The sequence below is a fragment of the Polyangium sorediatum genome, assembly GCF_029946465.1.
Taxonomy (GTDB): Bacteria; Myxococcota_A; Polyangia; order Polyangiales; family Polyangiaceae; genus Polyangium; species Polyangium fumosum.
This window is the reverse complement of sequence record NZ_JARZHI010000005.1, coordinates 259,936-273,983: the sequence shown is the minus strand read 5'-3', so window position 1 is coordinate 273,983 and position 14,048 is coordinate 259,936. Positions and strand designations below refer to the sequence as shown.

Genomic DNA, 14,048 nt, shown 5'->3' with positions numbered 1-14,048 from the left:
ATCCCCGCGGCGGCCGTGCCGATGCTATCAAGCCGGGACGCCCCCGGGTGAAGTTCATGGCCGAGCTCGCCCGCGAACGTCCTCGCGCCCCGTGTCCGAGCAGGCCCTGACCTCCCCACGAACCTCCCTCGCCCCCGCGCGCGTGCTGCTGCGCGGGGCCGGGCCGAGCCTCGTCGTCGTGGCGGCCGCCGCGTGCGCGCAACGCGTCGCCCTGCCGCTCGCGGCCCTCTGGCTCGGCGACCGCGGCCCCCGCGACGCGCTCGTCCTGCTCGCGGTCGCGGCCGCCCTGAGCTTCGTCCGCGCCCGGGCCGCCGACGCCCTCGCGCGGCAGGTGCGCCTCCGCGTCGTCGACCTCTTCGTCGCGCCCCTCGAACACGGCGCGGTCGTCGCGATGCCGCCGGCGGCGGTCACGTCCGCGCGGCTCTCCACGGCGTTGCCCGTGCTCGTGAGCTGGGCCGTGGAGGGCGTGGCCGTCCTGTTCGCCAGCGCGATCGCCGTGCCCGCCGTCACTGCGCTGCTCGTCTCGGCGCTCGGGGCGTCGGCGCTCGCGCCGCTCGTCGCCGCGGGCTTGACGGGCGGGCTCGTCACGATGCTCGGCGCGTCGCACGTCGAGGCCGCGTGGGACGTGGTGTTCGAGCGGTCGCGCGTGCTGCTCGCGCGGGCGTCCGCGGGGTTTGCCGGCGCGGCCGAGCTCGTGGCGCACGGACGCGCGCGGGCCTTCGCCGCGGAGCTCCGGGCCGAGGTGTCGGCGTGGTCCTCGGCGGAGCTCCGCGCCCGCGCCACGAGCGCGATCACGGGCTGGGGCGCGCTGCTCGCGACGATCGCGGCGGCGCTCGGCGCGGCGGAGATCTTCGGCGTGAAGGCGTTCGAGGCCGGCGAGGGGCGCGACGTGCACCGATCGCTCCTCCTCGTGCTCGCCGCGATCCCGACGTTGCAGATGACGATCGCGGGCCTCGGGAATTTCGTCCACGCACGGGGGGAGCTCGTGTCGCTCGGGGGCATGCTCGCGCGGGGCGCGGCGGAGGGCCTTGTTGCGCCGGTGGATGCGTCCGCTCGTGCGCTCGATCCCCGCGCGGAGATCCGGCTCGACGGCGTCGGGTACGCGTATCCGCCGCGGGGAGGTGCAGACGGAGCCTCGAAGACCCACGCGCTCCGGGACGTCTCGCTCGTGCTCCCGGCCGGCGAAAGCCTCGCCGTGCTCGGCCCGAACGGCGCGGGGAAAACGACGCTGCTCTACCTCCTGCTCGGGCTCGTTCGTCCGGACGCGGGGCGGGTCCTCCTCGACGGCGAGGCGCCTCCGGGGCCGGGAACCGCGCGGTTCGGCGATCGGGTCGCGTTCGTCTCGCAAGAACCGTTCGAACCCCCCGACGCGACGATCGCCGCGTCCCTGCGCGCGTTCGACGCGGATGCGCCCGACGAACGCCTCGCCGCCGCGCTCGACGAGGTCGGCCTCTGGGCCTCGCTCCGGGCGCGCGCCGGCTCCGATGCGGCGGCCCTCGCGCTTCGCCTCGGCTCGCTCTCGCGCGGGCAGGCGCGGCGCGTGATGCTCGCGCGGGCGCTCGTGCGCGAGGCGGATCTCGTGGTGCTCGACGAGCCCGAGGCCCACCTCGATGCGGCGAGCGTCGCCGAGCTCGCCGGGCTGCTTCGCCGCCTCGCCGAGCGCCGCCGTGTCATCGCCGCGATCCACGATCCCGCCGTGCTCGGCTTCGCCAAGCACGTGCTCCGGCTCTCCGCATGACGCCACCCTCGACGCTTCTCCTCGACCTGCTGCGTGATCCGCGCGCCGAAATGCCCGCGCCGACGCCCGAGGCGCACGCCGAGGCGATGCTGCGGGCCCACGTGCTCGGGCAGATCTCGCGCGCCCTCGTCGCGCGAGGGGAACACGCCATGCTCGTGAAAGGCGCGGCGCTCGCGCTCACGGTGTATCCGTCGCCTGCCGCGCGGCCGATGTGCGACGTGGATCTGCTCGTCCCGCCGCGGCGGGAGCGGGCGGTGATCGAGGTGCTCGCGGCGGCGGGGCTCGCGCTGCACGAGAATCGCTTTCGCCCCAGGAGTCGCGAGATGCTGGGCGAGACGCAGCTCGTCGCGCGCGCCGGGGAGATGCGTTTGCTCGTGGAGGTGCACGGGACGCTCGACAAGATCGTGCCGCGGCCGATCGACGTGGCGGCCGTGGAAACCCGCGCGAGCGCGGCGCCGGGGCTCCCGGGGCTCTTCGTGCCGTCGGTGGAGGATCATGCGCTGCTCGTGGCGCTGCACGCCGCGGGGCACGAGTTTCGGCACGAGGCTGCGTGGCTCGATCTGGAGCTGCTCTTGCGCAGTAGAATCGACCGGCAGGTGCTGGTGGAGCGGGCGCGGGCCTTCCGGCTCGGGACGGTGATGTTCGTCATGCTGTCGACGTTGCGCGCGCTCGGGGCCGCGAGCGTCGACGCGGAGCTTTTGCGGGCGTTCGAGCCGGGCAGGCTGCGGCGCGCGGCGCTCGTGCCGTTCTACGACGTGGGCGCGTTTCCTATCGCGCGCGGGAAGGCCGAGCTCGGCGTGCCGTGGGTGCTCGGGCAAACCCCGCTGCGGGACGATCTCGGCGCGTGGGCGCGCGGGCTCGCGCGGTATGCGGCGGCGCGGGTGGCGGATCGGATCGTGGCGCGCTGACGGGGAGGCGCTCTCAGCCGCCCTTGCGCACGTGGCCCATGCAGCGCACGAGGCCGTCGCGCAGGCTGGCGAGCGTCACGAGCTTCGACAGATCGATGCCAATCGACACCATCGTCTGCGCGACGGCGGGGCGGATGCCGGTGATCATACAGCGCGCGCCGAGCAGCTCGGCGGCGCGGACGAGCCGCAGGATGTGATCGGCGGTGGACGTGTCGATCACGTCCACGCCCGTCAAATCGATGATGGCGTCCCGCGCGTTCTTCTGCACGATCGCGTCGAGCAGGCGCGTCATGGTCTCGGCGGCGCGCTGGCTATCGACGACGCCCATCAGCGGCAGGGTGATCACGCCGTCCCATACCTCGATGATCGGGGTGGACAGGGCGCGAATGGCCTCCTCCTGGCGCGCGATGAGGTCGAGCTTGTCCCGCAGGTCTTTTTCGGTCGCGGTGCGCTCCTCGACCTCCTTGCGCACACGCTCGAGGGCCACGGCCAGGTCGGCCTTCGTCGCGTCGTCGGTGCCGAGCAGGCGCTCGACGCGGTCCTCCAGGCTCGCGTCCGAGGGCCGGATGACGAATTCGTCGTATCCATCCCCCTTCGTCGCGAACGCGACCTGCTCGGACCAGCATTGGGAGACCTTGAAGAACCGCTGGAAGATCCCCGCGAACTTGCCGCCGAGGTAACTCGCCCCCCAGCTCACCCCGAGCACGTTCTGGCAGATGGACTCCCAGTGGTTCCAGGAGCGCACGCGCGCCTCCTTGGCCTTCGGGTCGAGCGAGACGAGCTCCCAGCGGCCCCAGCCTGCGGCCGCGGCCACCTTGATGAGCTCGGCGAAGCCCTCCTCGAACGTGGGATACTGGCAGATGTACGCCCAATCCTGCTCGACGCCGTCGCGCCCGCCGCCGTGGAGCGAGAGCCGGAGCCGCTCGGTGCCCACCATGCGGTGCTGCCCCGAGAGCAGCCCCGCCAGGGTGCTCTCGGTCCAGATAAAAATGGCGGGATTCCCCCCCATGCGTATCGTCTTCTGCTCGGTATCGTATTCGAATTCCAAGCCGCCCAGGGTCGCGCGCTCGATCATCAGCTAGTTCTCCAAGGAGCATCCTACTCGGTCCCGGACGGAAGTACGCACGAATTCCGCAGTGTGTCCGCCTCCTCCCGACGGCGCGTGGTCCGCCCCAAGCTCACGTTCCGGCAGCATTTCTGCCGCCGTAGCGAAGGTCGAGGGCTGCCCGTCGTCCCATAGGGACCTCACCCGCGACAAAGCGCCGGGGCGCTGCCCCGGACCCCGCGGGGGGCCGTCCGCCCCCTCGACCCCGGACCAGCGAGGCGCTGGACCCAGGGTTAAAAAACTGCGCTCCGCGCAGTTTTTTAAACAGGCCGACGAAGAAGCCGGGGGGCCAGCCGAACCCGCAGCGCGGCGGTCTTGGCGGGCAACGCCGCTGCCGGTCTTGACCGGGCCTGTTCGATGAGCTGCGCGGAGCGCAGGTCATCGAGCCTGGGTCCAGCGCCTCGCTGGTCCGGGTGCAGGGGCGGATAGCCCCTGCTGGGGCCTGGGGCAAAGCCCCAGCGGGCTCCTTTCCCCAGCGTTGACATTTTTCGCGCCACCATGATACGGGCTACGGCATGTCCCAAATGACCGATTTCCTCGATCGCAGGCTGGCTCGACGCTTTCGCGCCCACGACACCAATCAAAATGGCTACCTGGAGCGCCGTGATTTCGATATCTCGGCCGTGCGTATGGCCGAAGAGTTCGGCCACGGGCCCGAATCTCCTGCCCGGCAAAAGCTCGTCGAGATCAGCTTGGGCTTGTGGGAGCACCTGCGGAAGGTCGCCGACCTCGATACGGACGGGCGCATCAGCCTCGCCGAGTACAAGGCCGCGTTCGCGGCGGGCCTGCTCGAGACCGCCGAATCATTCGATGCGGGCTACGTCCCCTACATCAATGCGGTCATGGCCGTCGCCGATCAGGATGGCGACGGCAAGCTCACCCTCTCCGAGCAGGTCCGCTGGATGGGCTCGTTGATGCACGTGCCCGAGCCCGTGGTGCGCGAGGCGTTCCACCGCATCGACAAGGACAACGACGGCCTCATCACCGCCCGTGAGCTCGTCGAGAGCATTCGCGGTTATTATTTCGACGAATCGCCCGACTCTCCCGCCCACTGGTTGCTCGGCTCGCTCTATCCGTGATTTCGTCGTTCGCGTTCGAGGGGGGGGATGCGCTCCGATGGCCGCGTGAATCGCCTACGGCGCGGCAGAGACGCCGGCCCCGTGCCTCCGGTACGCCTTTAGAAATACACGCGCCTCGGCTTCCGTTTCGACGAATGCCACGGGGCGAATCTTGTGCGGCTCCAGGGAGCGGACGGCGCGTATCAAGAGGGTCGCCACGACCCGCGTCGTGAACGAGGCGCCGACGACCGCCGAGCCGCGAAGGACATCACGCACGTCTGCGAATTCATGGGCCGCCGCCGCGCGCCGCGCCTGCGGCGTGAGGGTGGCCATCGCCGAGACGTCCGCGATCCAAAAGATGCCGCCCCCGGTGCGCTCGGCGAGCGCGCGGAGCGCTTCGATTTGCGTGCGCATGTCCTCGCCCATCACGTTCCCTCGGATACGGACGATGTACAGGTCGGGCGCCTCGAACCTGTGCAGGTGCGTACCAAAGGGCTCCCATCGTTCGCTCGGTGGAACGCGCATTTCCCCGGACACGTTGTCACTATACGGGAAACCCGCGTAGCTGCGCAGGAAAAAACGGGGCGAGGGCGTAGGCGGGAGCGGGGGCGGCGCTTACGCGGGTGAGCGCATATTCAATCGCGCCCGCGCGCGAGGGAGGCCACGGGAGACGGCCTTCGTTTGACCCCGAGGGACGGGGCCATCAAAGGACCGCTGCGACGTCGTCGCAGCTCCAGTCGTCGACCTCCATGCAGTTCTCGAGCTTCCCGGGGCCCCACGGCGACCACCGACACGTTGTGTCGTCCATGGCCGCGCAGCCTGCCGCGGCGTCGTCGCTGAGGACGAGGTCGCAGATTTGATGCGCCGAGAGGGGCTCCCACGGAACCGGATTGGGGCAGCTCTCGATGTCGCACTCCCGATGGCGCGATTGCACCAGGGCCTTGCCGTCGCCCTGCACGAGGATGAGCCGCTCGGTCTCGAAAAATTTGCCACCGGGCACCTCGATGGCGCTGAGTACGCCCGGCTGGTTCGACGTGATGAGCTTCGCGGCGCAGATCAGGGCACCCTCCGGCTCGGGATAGATGTGAATGCTCATCCGCGGGCAGTCGGGCGTCACGCCACACGCAAACAGGTCGGTATGCATCGCCCCGCCGCCTCCGGCCCCGGACGACGAGGACGACGACGAGGACGACGACGACGACGACGAGGATCCGCCGCCGCTGCCGGTCGTGGTCCCGCTGCCGCTCTCGGACGAACAAGCGGCGAAGGGAAGGGCGAACGCGAAGGCGAGGGCCGTGAAAGAAAGCTTCGTTTGGTTCGAGTCCATGCTGATTCCTCGAACGTAAACCATCGCGCACCCGTCCGAAAAGTACGGTGCAGCCGAGAGCACGATTGGCGCGATCGGATTGGTCCTGGCGACTCGGTTCGGTATGTTCCCTGCGATGAACCGTGACCTCGTCCACCTCCCCTCGGCGGTGCGCGCTCGGCTCGCGCGACTCGGAGCGAACACGGCCCATGCGGCCGCCGCCGCGCGTGTGCCGCCGAGCGACGAGCTCAGCACCGAGCAGTTCTTCACCTTCTGGGAAGCGCTCGGCGCGTCGTCGCCCCCCGACGTCGGCCTCCGGTTGGCGACGGAGACGCAGGTGCACGAGTACGACATCGCGTCGCTCGCGGCGCTGCACTCCCCCGACCTCGGCACCGCCTTGGCCAAGCTCGCCCGCTACAAGCGGCTTTGCGGGCTGAAGGACATGGCCATCGACACGAAGGGGAAAGAGGTCGCGATTCACACGACCTACCACCACGCGCCCGGCCCCATGCCCCCGCGCCTGGTGGATGCCTCGCTCGCCTCGCTCCTCGTGCTCTTGCAACGAGGCAGCGGGCTCGCGCTCGCGCCGAAGCGCGTCGAGCTCACGCGCGCGCGCAGCGACGAGCCGATGTTGATGCGCTTCTTCGGCTGCCCGCTGCGGTTTCGCGCGGAGCGCGACGCGCTCGTCCTCGACGAGCGCCTCCTTTCGACGCCGTTCGTCACGCACAACGCCGATCTTTTGCAGGTGCTCCTCCCCAGCCTCGACCAGAAGCTCGCGCCGCTCGAACAGGGCTCGCTCGTCGAGCAGGTCCGCGCGGTCGTCGCGCGCCGCATGTCGGGCGAGCGGCCGAGCCTCGCGAAGGTGGCGCGCGAGCTCTCCCTCAGCACGCGCACCTTGCAGCGGCGGCTCGGCGAGCTCGGGGTCAGCTATCAGCACGTGCTCGACGACGTCCGGCACCACACGGCGCTGCGCCTCCTGCGCAAGGAGGACGTCGACGTCAACGAGATCGCCTTCCTGCTCGGCTTCGACGAGGTCAACTCCTTCACGCGGGCGTTCCGCGCCTGGGAGGGGACCACGCCGCACCGTTGGCGTGATTCGATTTCATTGTGGCGCGATCGGATTTGAGGACGGGCGCTCCGGGCACGATACTTCGTGCATGAGTGAAAACGACTCGCAGGTCTGGTTCATCACCGGAAGCTCGCGTGGCCTCGGCCGCGCCCTCGCCCTTGCCGTCCTCGCGGCTGGGCACCACGTCGTCGCCACGGCGCGCAAGCCCGCCGATCTGGAGGACCTCGTCAAGCAATACGGCGACCGCGTGAAGACGGTCGCACTCGACGTCACGCAGCCCGAGCAGGCCGTGCGCGCGGTCCAGCAAGCGGTCGACGCCTTTGGCCGCATCGACGTGCTCGTCAACAATGCGGGCTACGCCAACATCGATTCGGCCGAAGACATCCCGCTCGACGATTTCCGCGCGCAGATCGACACCAACTTCTATGGCGTCGTGCACGTCACGCGCGCCGTGCTGCCCGTCATGCGCAAGCAACGCAGCGGGCGCATCTTGCAGATCAGCTCCATTGGCGGACGGCGCGGGGGCACGCCGGGCCTGAGCGCGTACCAGGCGGCGAAGTTCGCCGTCGCGGGCTTCAGCGAGGTCGTCCTCAATGAGGTCGCGCACCTCGGCATTCAGGTCACCATCGTCGAGCCGGGCGGCTTCGGCACCGATTGGGCGGGCAGCTCGATGAAGATCTACACGACTCAGCCCGATTACGAAGCCTCCGTGGGCGCGCTCAACAGGCAGATTCGGGGCAACCCCGCTGCGGCGCGCGGCGTGCCCGAGAAAGCGGCGAAGGTGCTGCTCGCGCTCGCGTCGATGGAGAAGCAGCCGCGACGCCTGCTCCTGGGGAGCGACGCGTACGTGCTCGCCAAGCTGACGCTGCGAGAGCTGGGCGAAAACGACGAGGCCCACCGGGCCCTCAGCGCGAGCACCGACGCCGACGGCTTCCCTGATTTCGCCGACACCGATGTGGGCCGGGCGATGCTGAAGCTGCCCCGCCCTTGAAGAGCCCCCAAGAGAGGACACCATGGACCTGCACCTGAAAGACAAGCGCGCGCTCGTGACGGGATCGAGCTCGGGCATTGGCGCGGAGGTGGCGCGGTTTTTGGCCCGCGAGGGCGTCGCGGTCGTCGTGCACGGTCGCAATGCCGAGCGCGCGCAGGCCGTCGCGGACGAGATCACCACGAGGGGAGGGCGCGCAGCCATTGCCCTCGGGGACCTGTCGACCGCCGAGGGTCTGGACCACGTCATCGATGCCGCCGCGCGCGCGTTTGGCGGCATCGACATCCTGGTCAACAATGCGGGCGGCGCGACGAATGTGGCGCACGCGTCCTGGTTCGACGCGCCGCTCGAAGAATGGCTCGACGAGTACAAGAGCAACACGCTCCCTGCCGTGCGGCTCGTGCAGGCCTTCGTGCCGGGCATGCGGGAGCGCCGGTGGGGCCGCGTCATTCAGATCTCGTCGCGCAATGCGATTTCCCCGCACGCGCAACTCGGTGCCTACGGCGCATCGAAGGCGGCGCTCAACAATTTCACGTTGAGCTTGTCGAAGGCCCTGGCCGGCACCGGCGTGACGTCGAATGGCATCATGCCCGGTCTCATCTACACGCCCGCCCTCGACGGGTGGTTCCGCGAGATCGCCGCCAAGCAAGGCTTGACCGATCCCGCCGAAGGACGTGCGTGGGTGCTGAAGAACGCGGTGCATCAGACGGTGGATCGCCTCGGCCTGCCGGCCGATATCGCGGAGGCCGTGTGTTTCCTCGCGAGTCCGCTGACGGACTTCATGACGGGCACGACGTTTCGTATCGATGGAGGGGCCACGCCCACGGTGTGACGACGAGGGGAACGCCCTGATTCCGTTCGCGTAGCGGGAGGTCTGCTATGGGGCCTCCCCAAAGACCCTCCCGACCACCGGGCCCCCGCGACGGGGCTTCCCCATGACCGTTCCCCAACGCCGGGACCTGGCGATGGGGCCTCCCCATGACCGTTCCCCAACCCCCGGGTAGTGGGCAGTTCTGCCCAATGACCCCCTCGTCCCCTTGACGCCTTCGGATGAACAACCGGCGCGAGACCTCTCGACCCCGCGCCGGTCCCGACGTTAGTAGACCTCGTAGCCCCCGCCACGCGGAGTGAAGCCGTAGCCGTCGCGCACCTTCACGCGGGGCGCGGTGACGTTGCACATCGCGGCGAGCCGATCGGCCGCCTCCTGCGTGACCTCGAAGTCCTTCGCGCGCTTGTACGTCTCCCATAGCTCGAAGAAGACGCGCATCCGTTCGTGCTCGGGCATGTTCTTGATTTCTTCGTACCGCATTGCCGTGATCCTCCACACAAGCGAGCGCGCGAAGAACAGAACATCACCTTGACGAATGGCCTGCGTTCCCATACCCTCTCCGACACCTTGGTTGGGGGCGTCGGGCGGGTCATGAGGCGGCAGCCTCGCGGCTCGCTCGATTGCTTTTGTGGTCGTTCTGTCGCCGGTTCCCTCGTCGGAGGGTTTGAACGTGGTAGCGCCGAACGATCGCCGACACAAGAACATTTAAATGCTACGGCATCTTGCTACGGCATTTATGGGTCAATCGTGACCCACCACGATCGGCCTGTGAACCGCCGCGATCCGACACCCCGTCGGACCTAGGACATTACGTGTCCTATGCAATTTCGTATTAACGACGAATCGAAGCAAAATCGTGATAGATTCAATCCGTCGAGTCGGCCGGTCGGACGGGTGAGGATGGCGCGCAGAAGGGCGCGTCGGGATCCCCGGGAGACGGCGCTCGTCGGGGCTTCGCCGTGGGCAATCACCTTTCGCTTGCCGAGCGTGTCGCCGTCGTTTCTCACCTCGTAGAGGGCGCCAGCGTGCGCTCGACGTCCAGGCTCACGGGGACCTGCAAAGAGGCGATCTTGTCCCTCCTCGTGCGGATCGGCGAGGGGTGCGACCGATTGCACAATCAACTCGTCCACAATCTCGACATTCGCGAGATCCAGTGCGACGAGATTTGGAGTTTTGTTCACACGAAGCAGGCCCGGGTGAAGCCCGAGGATCCGCCGGAGTACGGCGACGCCTACGCCTACCTCGCGCTCGCCAGGACGAAGAAGCTCATCGTGTCCTACCGCGTGGGCAAGCGTGACGAGGCCACGACCAAGGCTTTCGTCGCCGATCTCCGTGCTCGGCTCGTGACGATCCCCGAGGTCTCCACGGACGGCTGGCAATCGTATCCGACGGCGATCGGGCAGTCCTTCGGGGGTTCGGTCGACCATGCCGTGATCCAGAAGAACTACTCGAAGAAGAGGCGCGCGGACGGGCAGCGCCATGACCACCGCTACGAACCGCCCCGGGATCCGTTCATCACGAAGCGAGCCGAGCACGGGGCGCCCGATCTCGACCGCGCGAGCACGTCGCACGTGGAACGCGCGAACCTCACCGTGAGGATGCACATTCGCCGCTTCACCCGGCTTTGTAATGGGTTCAGCCGCAAGATCGAGAACCATCGCGCGGCGATCTCGCTCCACGTCGCGTTCTACAACTTCGTCCGCGTGCACGAGGCGTTGCGCGTCACGCCCGCCATGGAGGCTGGCATCACCTCGCAAGTGTGGACGGTCGAAGAGCTCGTCGAGCGCGCCCTCGCGGCGGCTCCTTGCGACCCTCCCAAACCTCGGGATCTTGCCCCGCCGGCTCCCACCCCGGGAGAGAAGCAGGGCGCGGCGAGGAAACTCCCGGACGGCAAGGGGTGGCTCCGCGTGATCGACGGCGGCAAGGCCAAGCCGAGCGAGGCGCCGAAGCCTCCACCGCCTCCGGTCCCGGTTCGGTATCCGACTCCGCGCGTGGACGACTACGAGGCCCACTGGCAGCAGATGGATCTGTTCCTTTGGAAACAGAAGGAGCGACGTCTCGCGTTCTTCGACGATCCCGAGGACGACGAGTAGGCTAGCCTCGGTTCTGCTTCGGCTTCCGCGGTCTCCCCGGCTTGGCCTCGGGGAGCGCCGCCTTTCGGAAAAGCCTCGCGGGAGGCACGTTGAGGGCGTCCGCGAGCGCCACGACCACGGCGACGCCGACGTTCGTCTGCCCGCGCTCGACCCGCTGAAGGAAACGAAGGTCGAGTCCCGCGGCCTCGGCGAGCCGTTCTTGCGTGAGCCCGCGAGACAGCCGCAGACGGCGCACGTTCGCCCCAATGTAGCCGAGAATCTCGACGACGCGGGCGGGACGGTCTGTCACCCTCGCGGGTCTACGCCTTCGTCCTCGGCGGAATAACGGTCGATAGGCCGTGTTTCGTTGACCTCGACGAACCCACCGCTCTACCGTGATCCGTCGCGACGACGGAGGCGGAGGACATGGCGAACGACCAGTGGGAGCTCTACGACGGGACGACTATTCACGGCCCGTTCTCGGAAAGCGCGCTCGTGCAGACGATCGAACGGGGGATGCCGGCGACCATGAAGGCGCGGCGCGTGGGCGAGGAGAAGTGGCTCCCGGTCGGGGCGCACGAGCCGTTCGCGCAGGCGCTTGCTCGGGCGGCGAGCGCGGGGGCGGGGAGGATTCCGGCGGCCTCGCCGCCCGTCATCGTCTCGCAGGTGGTGAACGTTCAGCCGAGCGAGGGGACGGGCTGTGCCAAGGGCTGCGCGTTCGTGTTCATGCTCGGCGTCTTGCTCTTCGTGGCCGGCCTCATCGCACGAGCGTGTACGTCCTGAAACGCCGCGCCATCATGTACGACATGGCCAACGACGAGTTGAAGAAGCATCCCCAGCCAACCGAGCTATGGATCGTTGGGTTTCCGAGGATCGAGGGGTACATCGACGGGCGCCTTGTCTACGTCTCGGAGGCGAGCCCGGACTTTCGCGTGATTCGAGCCGTCTACCCGAGGTCCGAGGACTCGGGTTCCCAGGACAAGGCAACGGTAAAGCCGGGAGCTTCCTCGCCCACGTAGGCCTCCGCGCGCCGGAGCACCGCGATCACATCGACGGATACGTCGGCGGGTGTCGGAACGATCCCGCGTCTCTGCGCCTCCCTGTACCGTTCCAAGTATGCGTTCGCCAAGTCGTAGTCGGCGCGCGTTCCGGCGAGAGCGATGACGAGTTCCTTCTCCGCCTTGCTCGTACCGTCGGGAGTGTGTACGAAATTCACGTGCAGTTTCATGCCGACGACGTTACTTGCCGCGGCATGTTGCCGTACATCGGGAGCGTTCGGTCAGGGGAGGCGGGTGTTCAGCGCTTCCGTTTCCGTGACCAGCGGGGCCGACCGTACCGCGCGGCTAGCTGCCGTCTGGCGGTCGCGGTCGCCTTGTAGACCGTGCGGAGGTCGATTCCAAACTGCGCGGCGATGTCCTCCGCGCTTTCTCCCTGGACAACGAGCAGGAGGACGCGCATCGGCCGCGCCTTCGATCGCGCGAGGTGACGGAGCACGCGCCGAGCTTCTGCGATGTCCTCCGGACGCGCCGCGAGGTCGGGGAGGTCGCGCCCGTGCTCCTCGCCGATCGGGATGTGACGGGCGTCCTTCCGACGCAGCCCCGCAGCGTGGTTGCCGGCCACGCGCCAGGCGATCGTGACGAGCAAGCTGCGGATCACGACGTCGGGCGGGTCGACGTACACGCCGCGGACGCGCCCCTCGTTCACCATACGCCAGAGCACGAACAGCGAGTCCTGCGTGACCTCGTCAACGTCCGCTTCGCCGAGCACGGGCCACTTCGCGTGAAGGTAGGAGCGGGCGAACCCGCGGTAGGCGTCAATGTCTCGCGGCGCGGCCTCGACGATCGGCTCGTTGGGGCGCTCCGGATCGTGGCGGTACCGGATCACGGCGCACCTCCGGAGAGCCCGAGCAGGGAAGCCAGATCCATCCCGACGACGTGCGCCACGCGGGCGGCGAAGTGGACCGACGGGCGGATCACGCCGTCTCGCACGGCGCGCACGTACTTCCGCGCGTAGCCGAGGGCCTTGGCGCAGCCGCGGACGCTCGTCCCCTTGGCGAACCGATCGAGCCTCGCGCGAACGCGTGCGGTTTGCTCGTCCGTCAGCACCGCTGGAATGCTCGGCGGCTCACGGTCCTGGTCGTGCTCGGCGGTCATGAGGCACCGCCTTTCCGGCGCGGCGCGACCAGCACAAGGGACAGCGCCTTCCTCGGCGGAGCCTTGCCCGCAAGGGCATCGTCGAGCGAGAGCCCCGCGGCGCGGGCGATGCTCCGGGCAAGCGCCATGTTGCCCGGCTCCGTCCCGTCGCAGAACGCGAGCACAAAGGAGCGGCGGAAGCTCACGAGGTGAGCCACGGCGATCCAGGTCCCGTGCTCGCGGTAGAGGTGGCGCAGCAAGGCGCGGAGGTTCGCCCGCTGGATCTCCAGCAAGCCGCCCGGGTAGAGGGGAGCGATCATCACGACGCGCCTCCCTTCCGCCCGCACGTCGGGCAGACGTCGACCACGGGGACCAGCCCCGGGGACAGAATGGCCTCGACCGTCGTGCCGGCGACGCGCGCCAGACGGTGGACCATCGAGAGCGAAGCCTGGCGAGGGTCAGAAGCGGCCGACGAGAGCGTCGACGGCCGGAACCCGGTCACCGCGGCGAGGCACGACCAGGAGCCGTACGCGGCGCGGAGATTCCGGAGGGTCGCCCGGATGCGGGCGCGCTGAGCCTGGGAGAAGCGGGAAAGAACGTACCGACGACGGGGCGGACGTCCGCCGTCTTGGCCCTCGGACGAGGGACGAACTAGGGTGAGCGTCACGATCGTGACCTCCTGCGAGAGGTTGCGGTCGAGTCGCCCCGGTGGCGTTAGCAGCACCATCGGGGCGGCGCCTTGTTCAGGCAACGCGGACCCTACGCCCCGCGAATGAGGCGCGCTACGGCATTACACCGAAACCGCCCACTGAATGGGAAAACTGCCCATTACCAACCCCCGGG

General features: G+C 68.9%; 17 protein-coding genes. 8 read left to right on the top strand and 9 right to left on the bottom strand.

What is annotated here, in order from left to right:
• Nucleotides 1-91 precede the first annotated feature (91 nt).
• Together QHF89_RS08990 and QHF89_RS08985 are read left to right on the top strand one after the other, a co-directional pair.
• On the top strand, nucleotides 92-1,738 hold the full coding sequence (locus tag QHF89_RS08990; protein WP_136970937.1) for an ATP-binding cassette domain-containing protein: 1,647 nt from the start codon (nucleotides 92-94) through the stop codon (nucleotides 1,736-1,738).
• Nucleotides 1,735-2,646 carry a nucleotidyltransferase family protein gene (locus tag QHF89_RS08985; RefSeq protein WP_136970936.1) on the top strand — a complete coding sequence of 304 codons (912 nt, stop codon included), beginning with the start codon at nucleotides 1,735-1,737 and terminating at the stop codon, nucleotides 2,644-2,646. Before QHF89_RS08990 ends, QHF89_RS08985 begins: the two co-directional genes overlap by 4 nt.
• Before the next feature lie 13 nt (nucleotides 2,647-2,659).
• Here the strand turns inward: QHF89_RS08985 and QHF89_RS08980 are convergent, their stop codons facing one another.
• Nucleotides 2,660-3,721 (bottom strand): STAS domain-containing protein, encoded by a 1,062-nt coding sequence (locus tag QHF89_RS08980; RefSeq protein WP_136970935.1) that lies wholly within the window; start codon nucleotides 3,719-3,721, stop codon nucleotides 2,660-2,662.
• Nucleotides 3,722-4,266: 545 nt separating this feature from the next.
• Here QHF89_RS08980 and QHF89_RS08975 point away from each other — a divergent pair.
• Nucleotides 4,267-4,830, top strand: coding sequence for an EF-hand domain-containing protein (locus tag QHF89_RS08975; protein ID WP_136970934.1), 564 nt, complete (start codon nucleotides 4,267-4,269; stop codon nucleotides 4,828-4,830).
• Between the two features lie 54 nt (nucleotides 4,831-4,884).
• Here the strand turns inward: QHF89_RS08975 and QHF89_RS08970 are convergent, their stop codons facing one another.
• On the bottom strand, nucleotides 4,885-5,235 hold the full coding sequence (locus tag QHF89_RS08970; RefSeq protein ID WP_136970933.1) for a hypothetical protein: 351 nt from the start codon (nucleotides 5,233-5,235) through the stop codon (nucleotides 4,885-4,887).
• 277 nt (nucleotides 5,236-5,512) lie between these two features.
• A complete protein-coding gene (locus QHF89_RS08965; RefSeq protein ID WP_284720261.1) occupies nucleotides 5,513-6,136 on the bottom strand; it encodes a hypothetical protein in 624 nt (207 codons plus the stop codon).
• A gap of 115 nt (nucleotides 6,137-6,251) precedes the next feature.
• On the opposite strand from QHF89_RS08965, the gene QHF89_RS08960 reads away from it, so the two are divergent.
• From QHF89_RS08960 to QHF89_RS08950, 3 genes are read left to right on the top strand one after another with little or no spacing between them, the layout of a single operon-like run.
• Nucleotides 6,252-7,241: an AraC family transcriptional regulator ligand-binding domain-containing protein gene (locus QHF89_RS08960; protein WP_284720260.1), complete on the top strand. Its 990-nt coding sequence runs from the start codon at nucleotides 6,252-6,254 to the stop codon at nucleotides 7,239-7,241.
• 31 nt (nucleotides 7,242-7,272) lie between these two features.
• Entirely contained in the window at nucleotides 7,273-8,175 is a 903-nt protein-coding gene (locus QHF89_RS08955; RefSeq protein ID WP_136970931.1) for an SDR family NAD(P)-dependent oxidoreductase, read from the top strand.
• A gap of 22 nt (nucleotides 8,176-8,197) precedes the next feature.
• Nucleotides 8,198-9,004: an SDR family NAD(P)-dependent oxidoreductase gene (locus QHF89_RS08950; protein WP_136970930.1), complete on the top strand. Its 807-nt coding sequence runs from the start codon at nucleotides 8,198-8,200 to the stop codon at nucleotides 9,002-9,004.
• 264 nt (nucleotides 9,005-9,268) lie between these two features.
• Here the strand turns inward: QHF89_RS08950 and QHF89_RS08945 are convergent, their stop codons facing one another.
• Entirely contained in the window at nucleotides 9,269-9,481 is a 213-nt protein-coding gene (locus QHF89_RS08945; protein WP_136970929.1) for a hypothetical protein, read from the bottom strand.
• Nucleotides 9,482-9,960: 479 nt separating this feature from the next.
• Between QHF89_RS08945 and QHF89_RS08940 the strand changes: the two genes are divergently transcribed.
• Nucleotides 9,961-11,094, top strand: coding sequence for an IS1 family transposase (locus tag QHF89_RS08940; RefSeq protein WP_136970928.1), 1,134 nt, complete (start codon nucleotides 9,961-9,963; stop codon nucleotides 11,092-11,094).
• A 1-nt stretch (nucleotide 11,095) separates the two neighbouring features.
• Here QHF89_RS08940 and QHF89_RS08935 read toward each other — a convergent pair whose 3' ends face one another.
• Nucleotides 11,096-11,383, bottom strand: a complete 288-nt coding sequence (locus QHF89_RS08935) for a helix-turn-helix domain-containing protein (protein WP_136970927.1) — start codon at nucleotides 11,381-11,383, stop codon at nucleotides 11,096-11,098.
• Nucleotides 11,384-11,499: 116 nt separating this feature from the next.
• On the opposite strand from QHF89_RS08935, the gene QHF89_RS08930 reads away from it, so the two are divergent.
• Entirely contained in the window at nucleotides 11,500-11,856 is a 357-nt protein-coding gene (locus QHF89_RS08930) for a hypothetical protein (RefSeq protein ID WP_136970926.1), read from the top strand.
• A gap of 163 nt (nucleotides 11,857-12,019) precedes the next feature.
• Here QHF89_RS08930 and QHF89_RS08925 read toward each other — a convergent pair whose 3' ends face one another.
• The 4 genes from QHF89_RS08925 to QHF89_RS08910 form a co-directional block, all read right to left on the bottom strand.
• Nucleotides 12,020-12,301 (bottom strand): hypothetical protein, encoded by a 282-nt coding sequence (locus QHF89_RS08925; RefSeq protein WP_136970925.1) that lies wholly within the window; start codon nucleotides 12,299-12,301, stop codon nucleotides 12,020-12,022.
• 68 nt (nucleotides 12,302-12,369) lie between these two features.
• Complete coding sequence (locus QHF89_RS08920) at nucleotides 12,370-12,957, bottom strand: RNA polymerase sigma factor (protein WP_136970924.1); 588 nt, start codon at nucleotides 12,955-12,957, stop codon at nucleotides 12,370-12,372.
• Complete coding sequence (locus QHF89_RS08915) at nucleotides 12,954-13,226, bottom strand: hypothetical protein (RefSeq protein WP_136970923.1); 273 nt, start codon at nucleotides 13,224-13,226, stop codon at nucleotides 12,954-12,956. The genes QHF89_RS08920 and QHF89_RS08915 overlap by 4 nt, the downstream gene beginning before the upstream one ends.
• Nucleotides 13,223-13,528, bottom strand: coding sequence for a hypothetical protein (locus tag QHF89_RS08910; protein ID WP_136970922.1), 306 nt, complete (start codon nucleotides 13,526-13,528; stop codon nucleotides 13,223-13,225). Before QHF89_RS08910 ends, QHF89_RS08915 begins: the two co-directional genes overlap by 4 nt.
• Nucleotides 13,529-14,048: the final 520 nt, after the last annotated feature.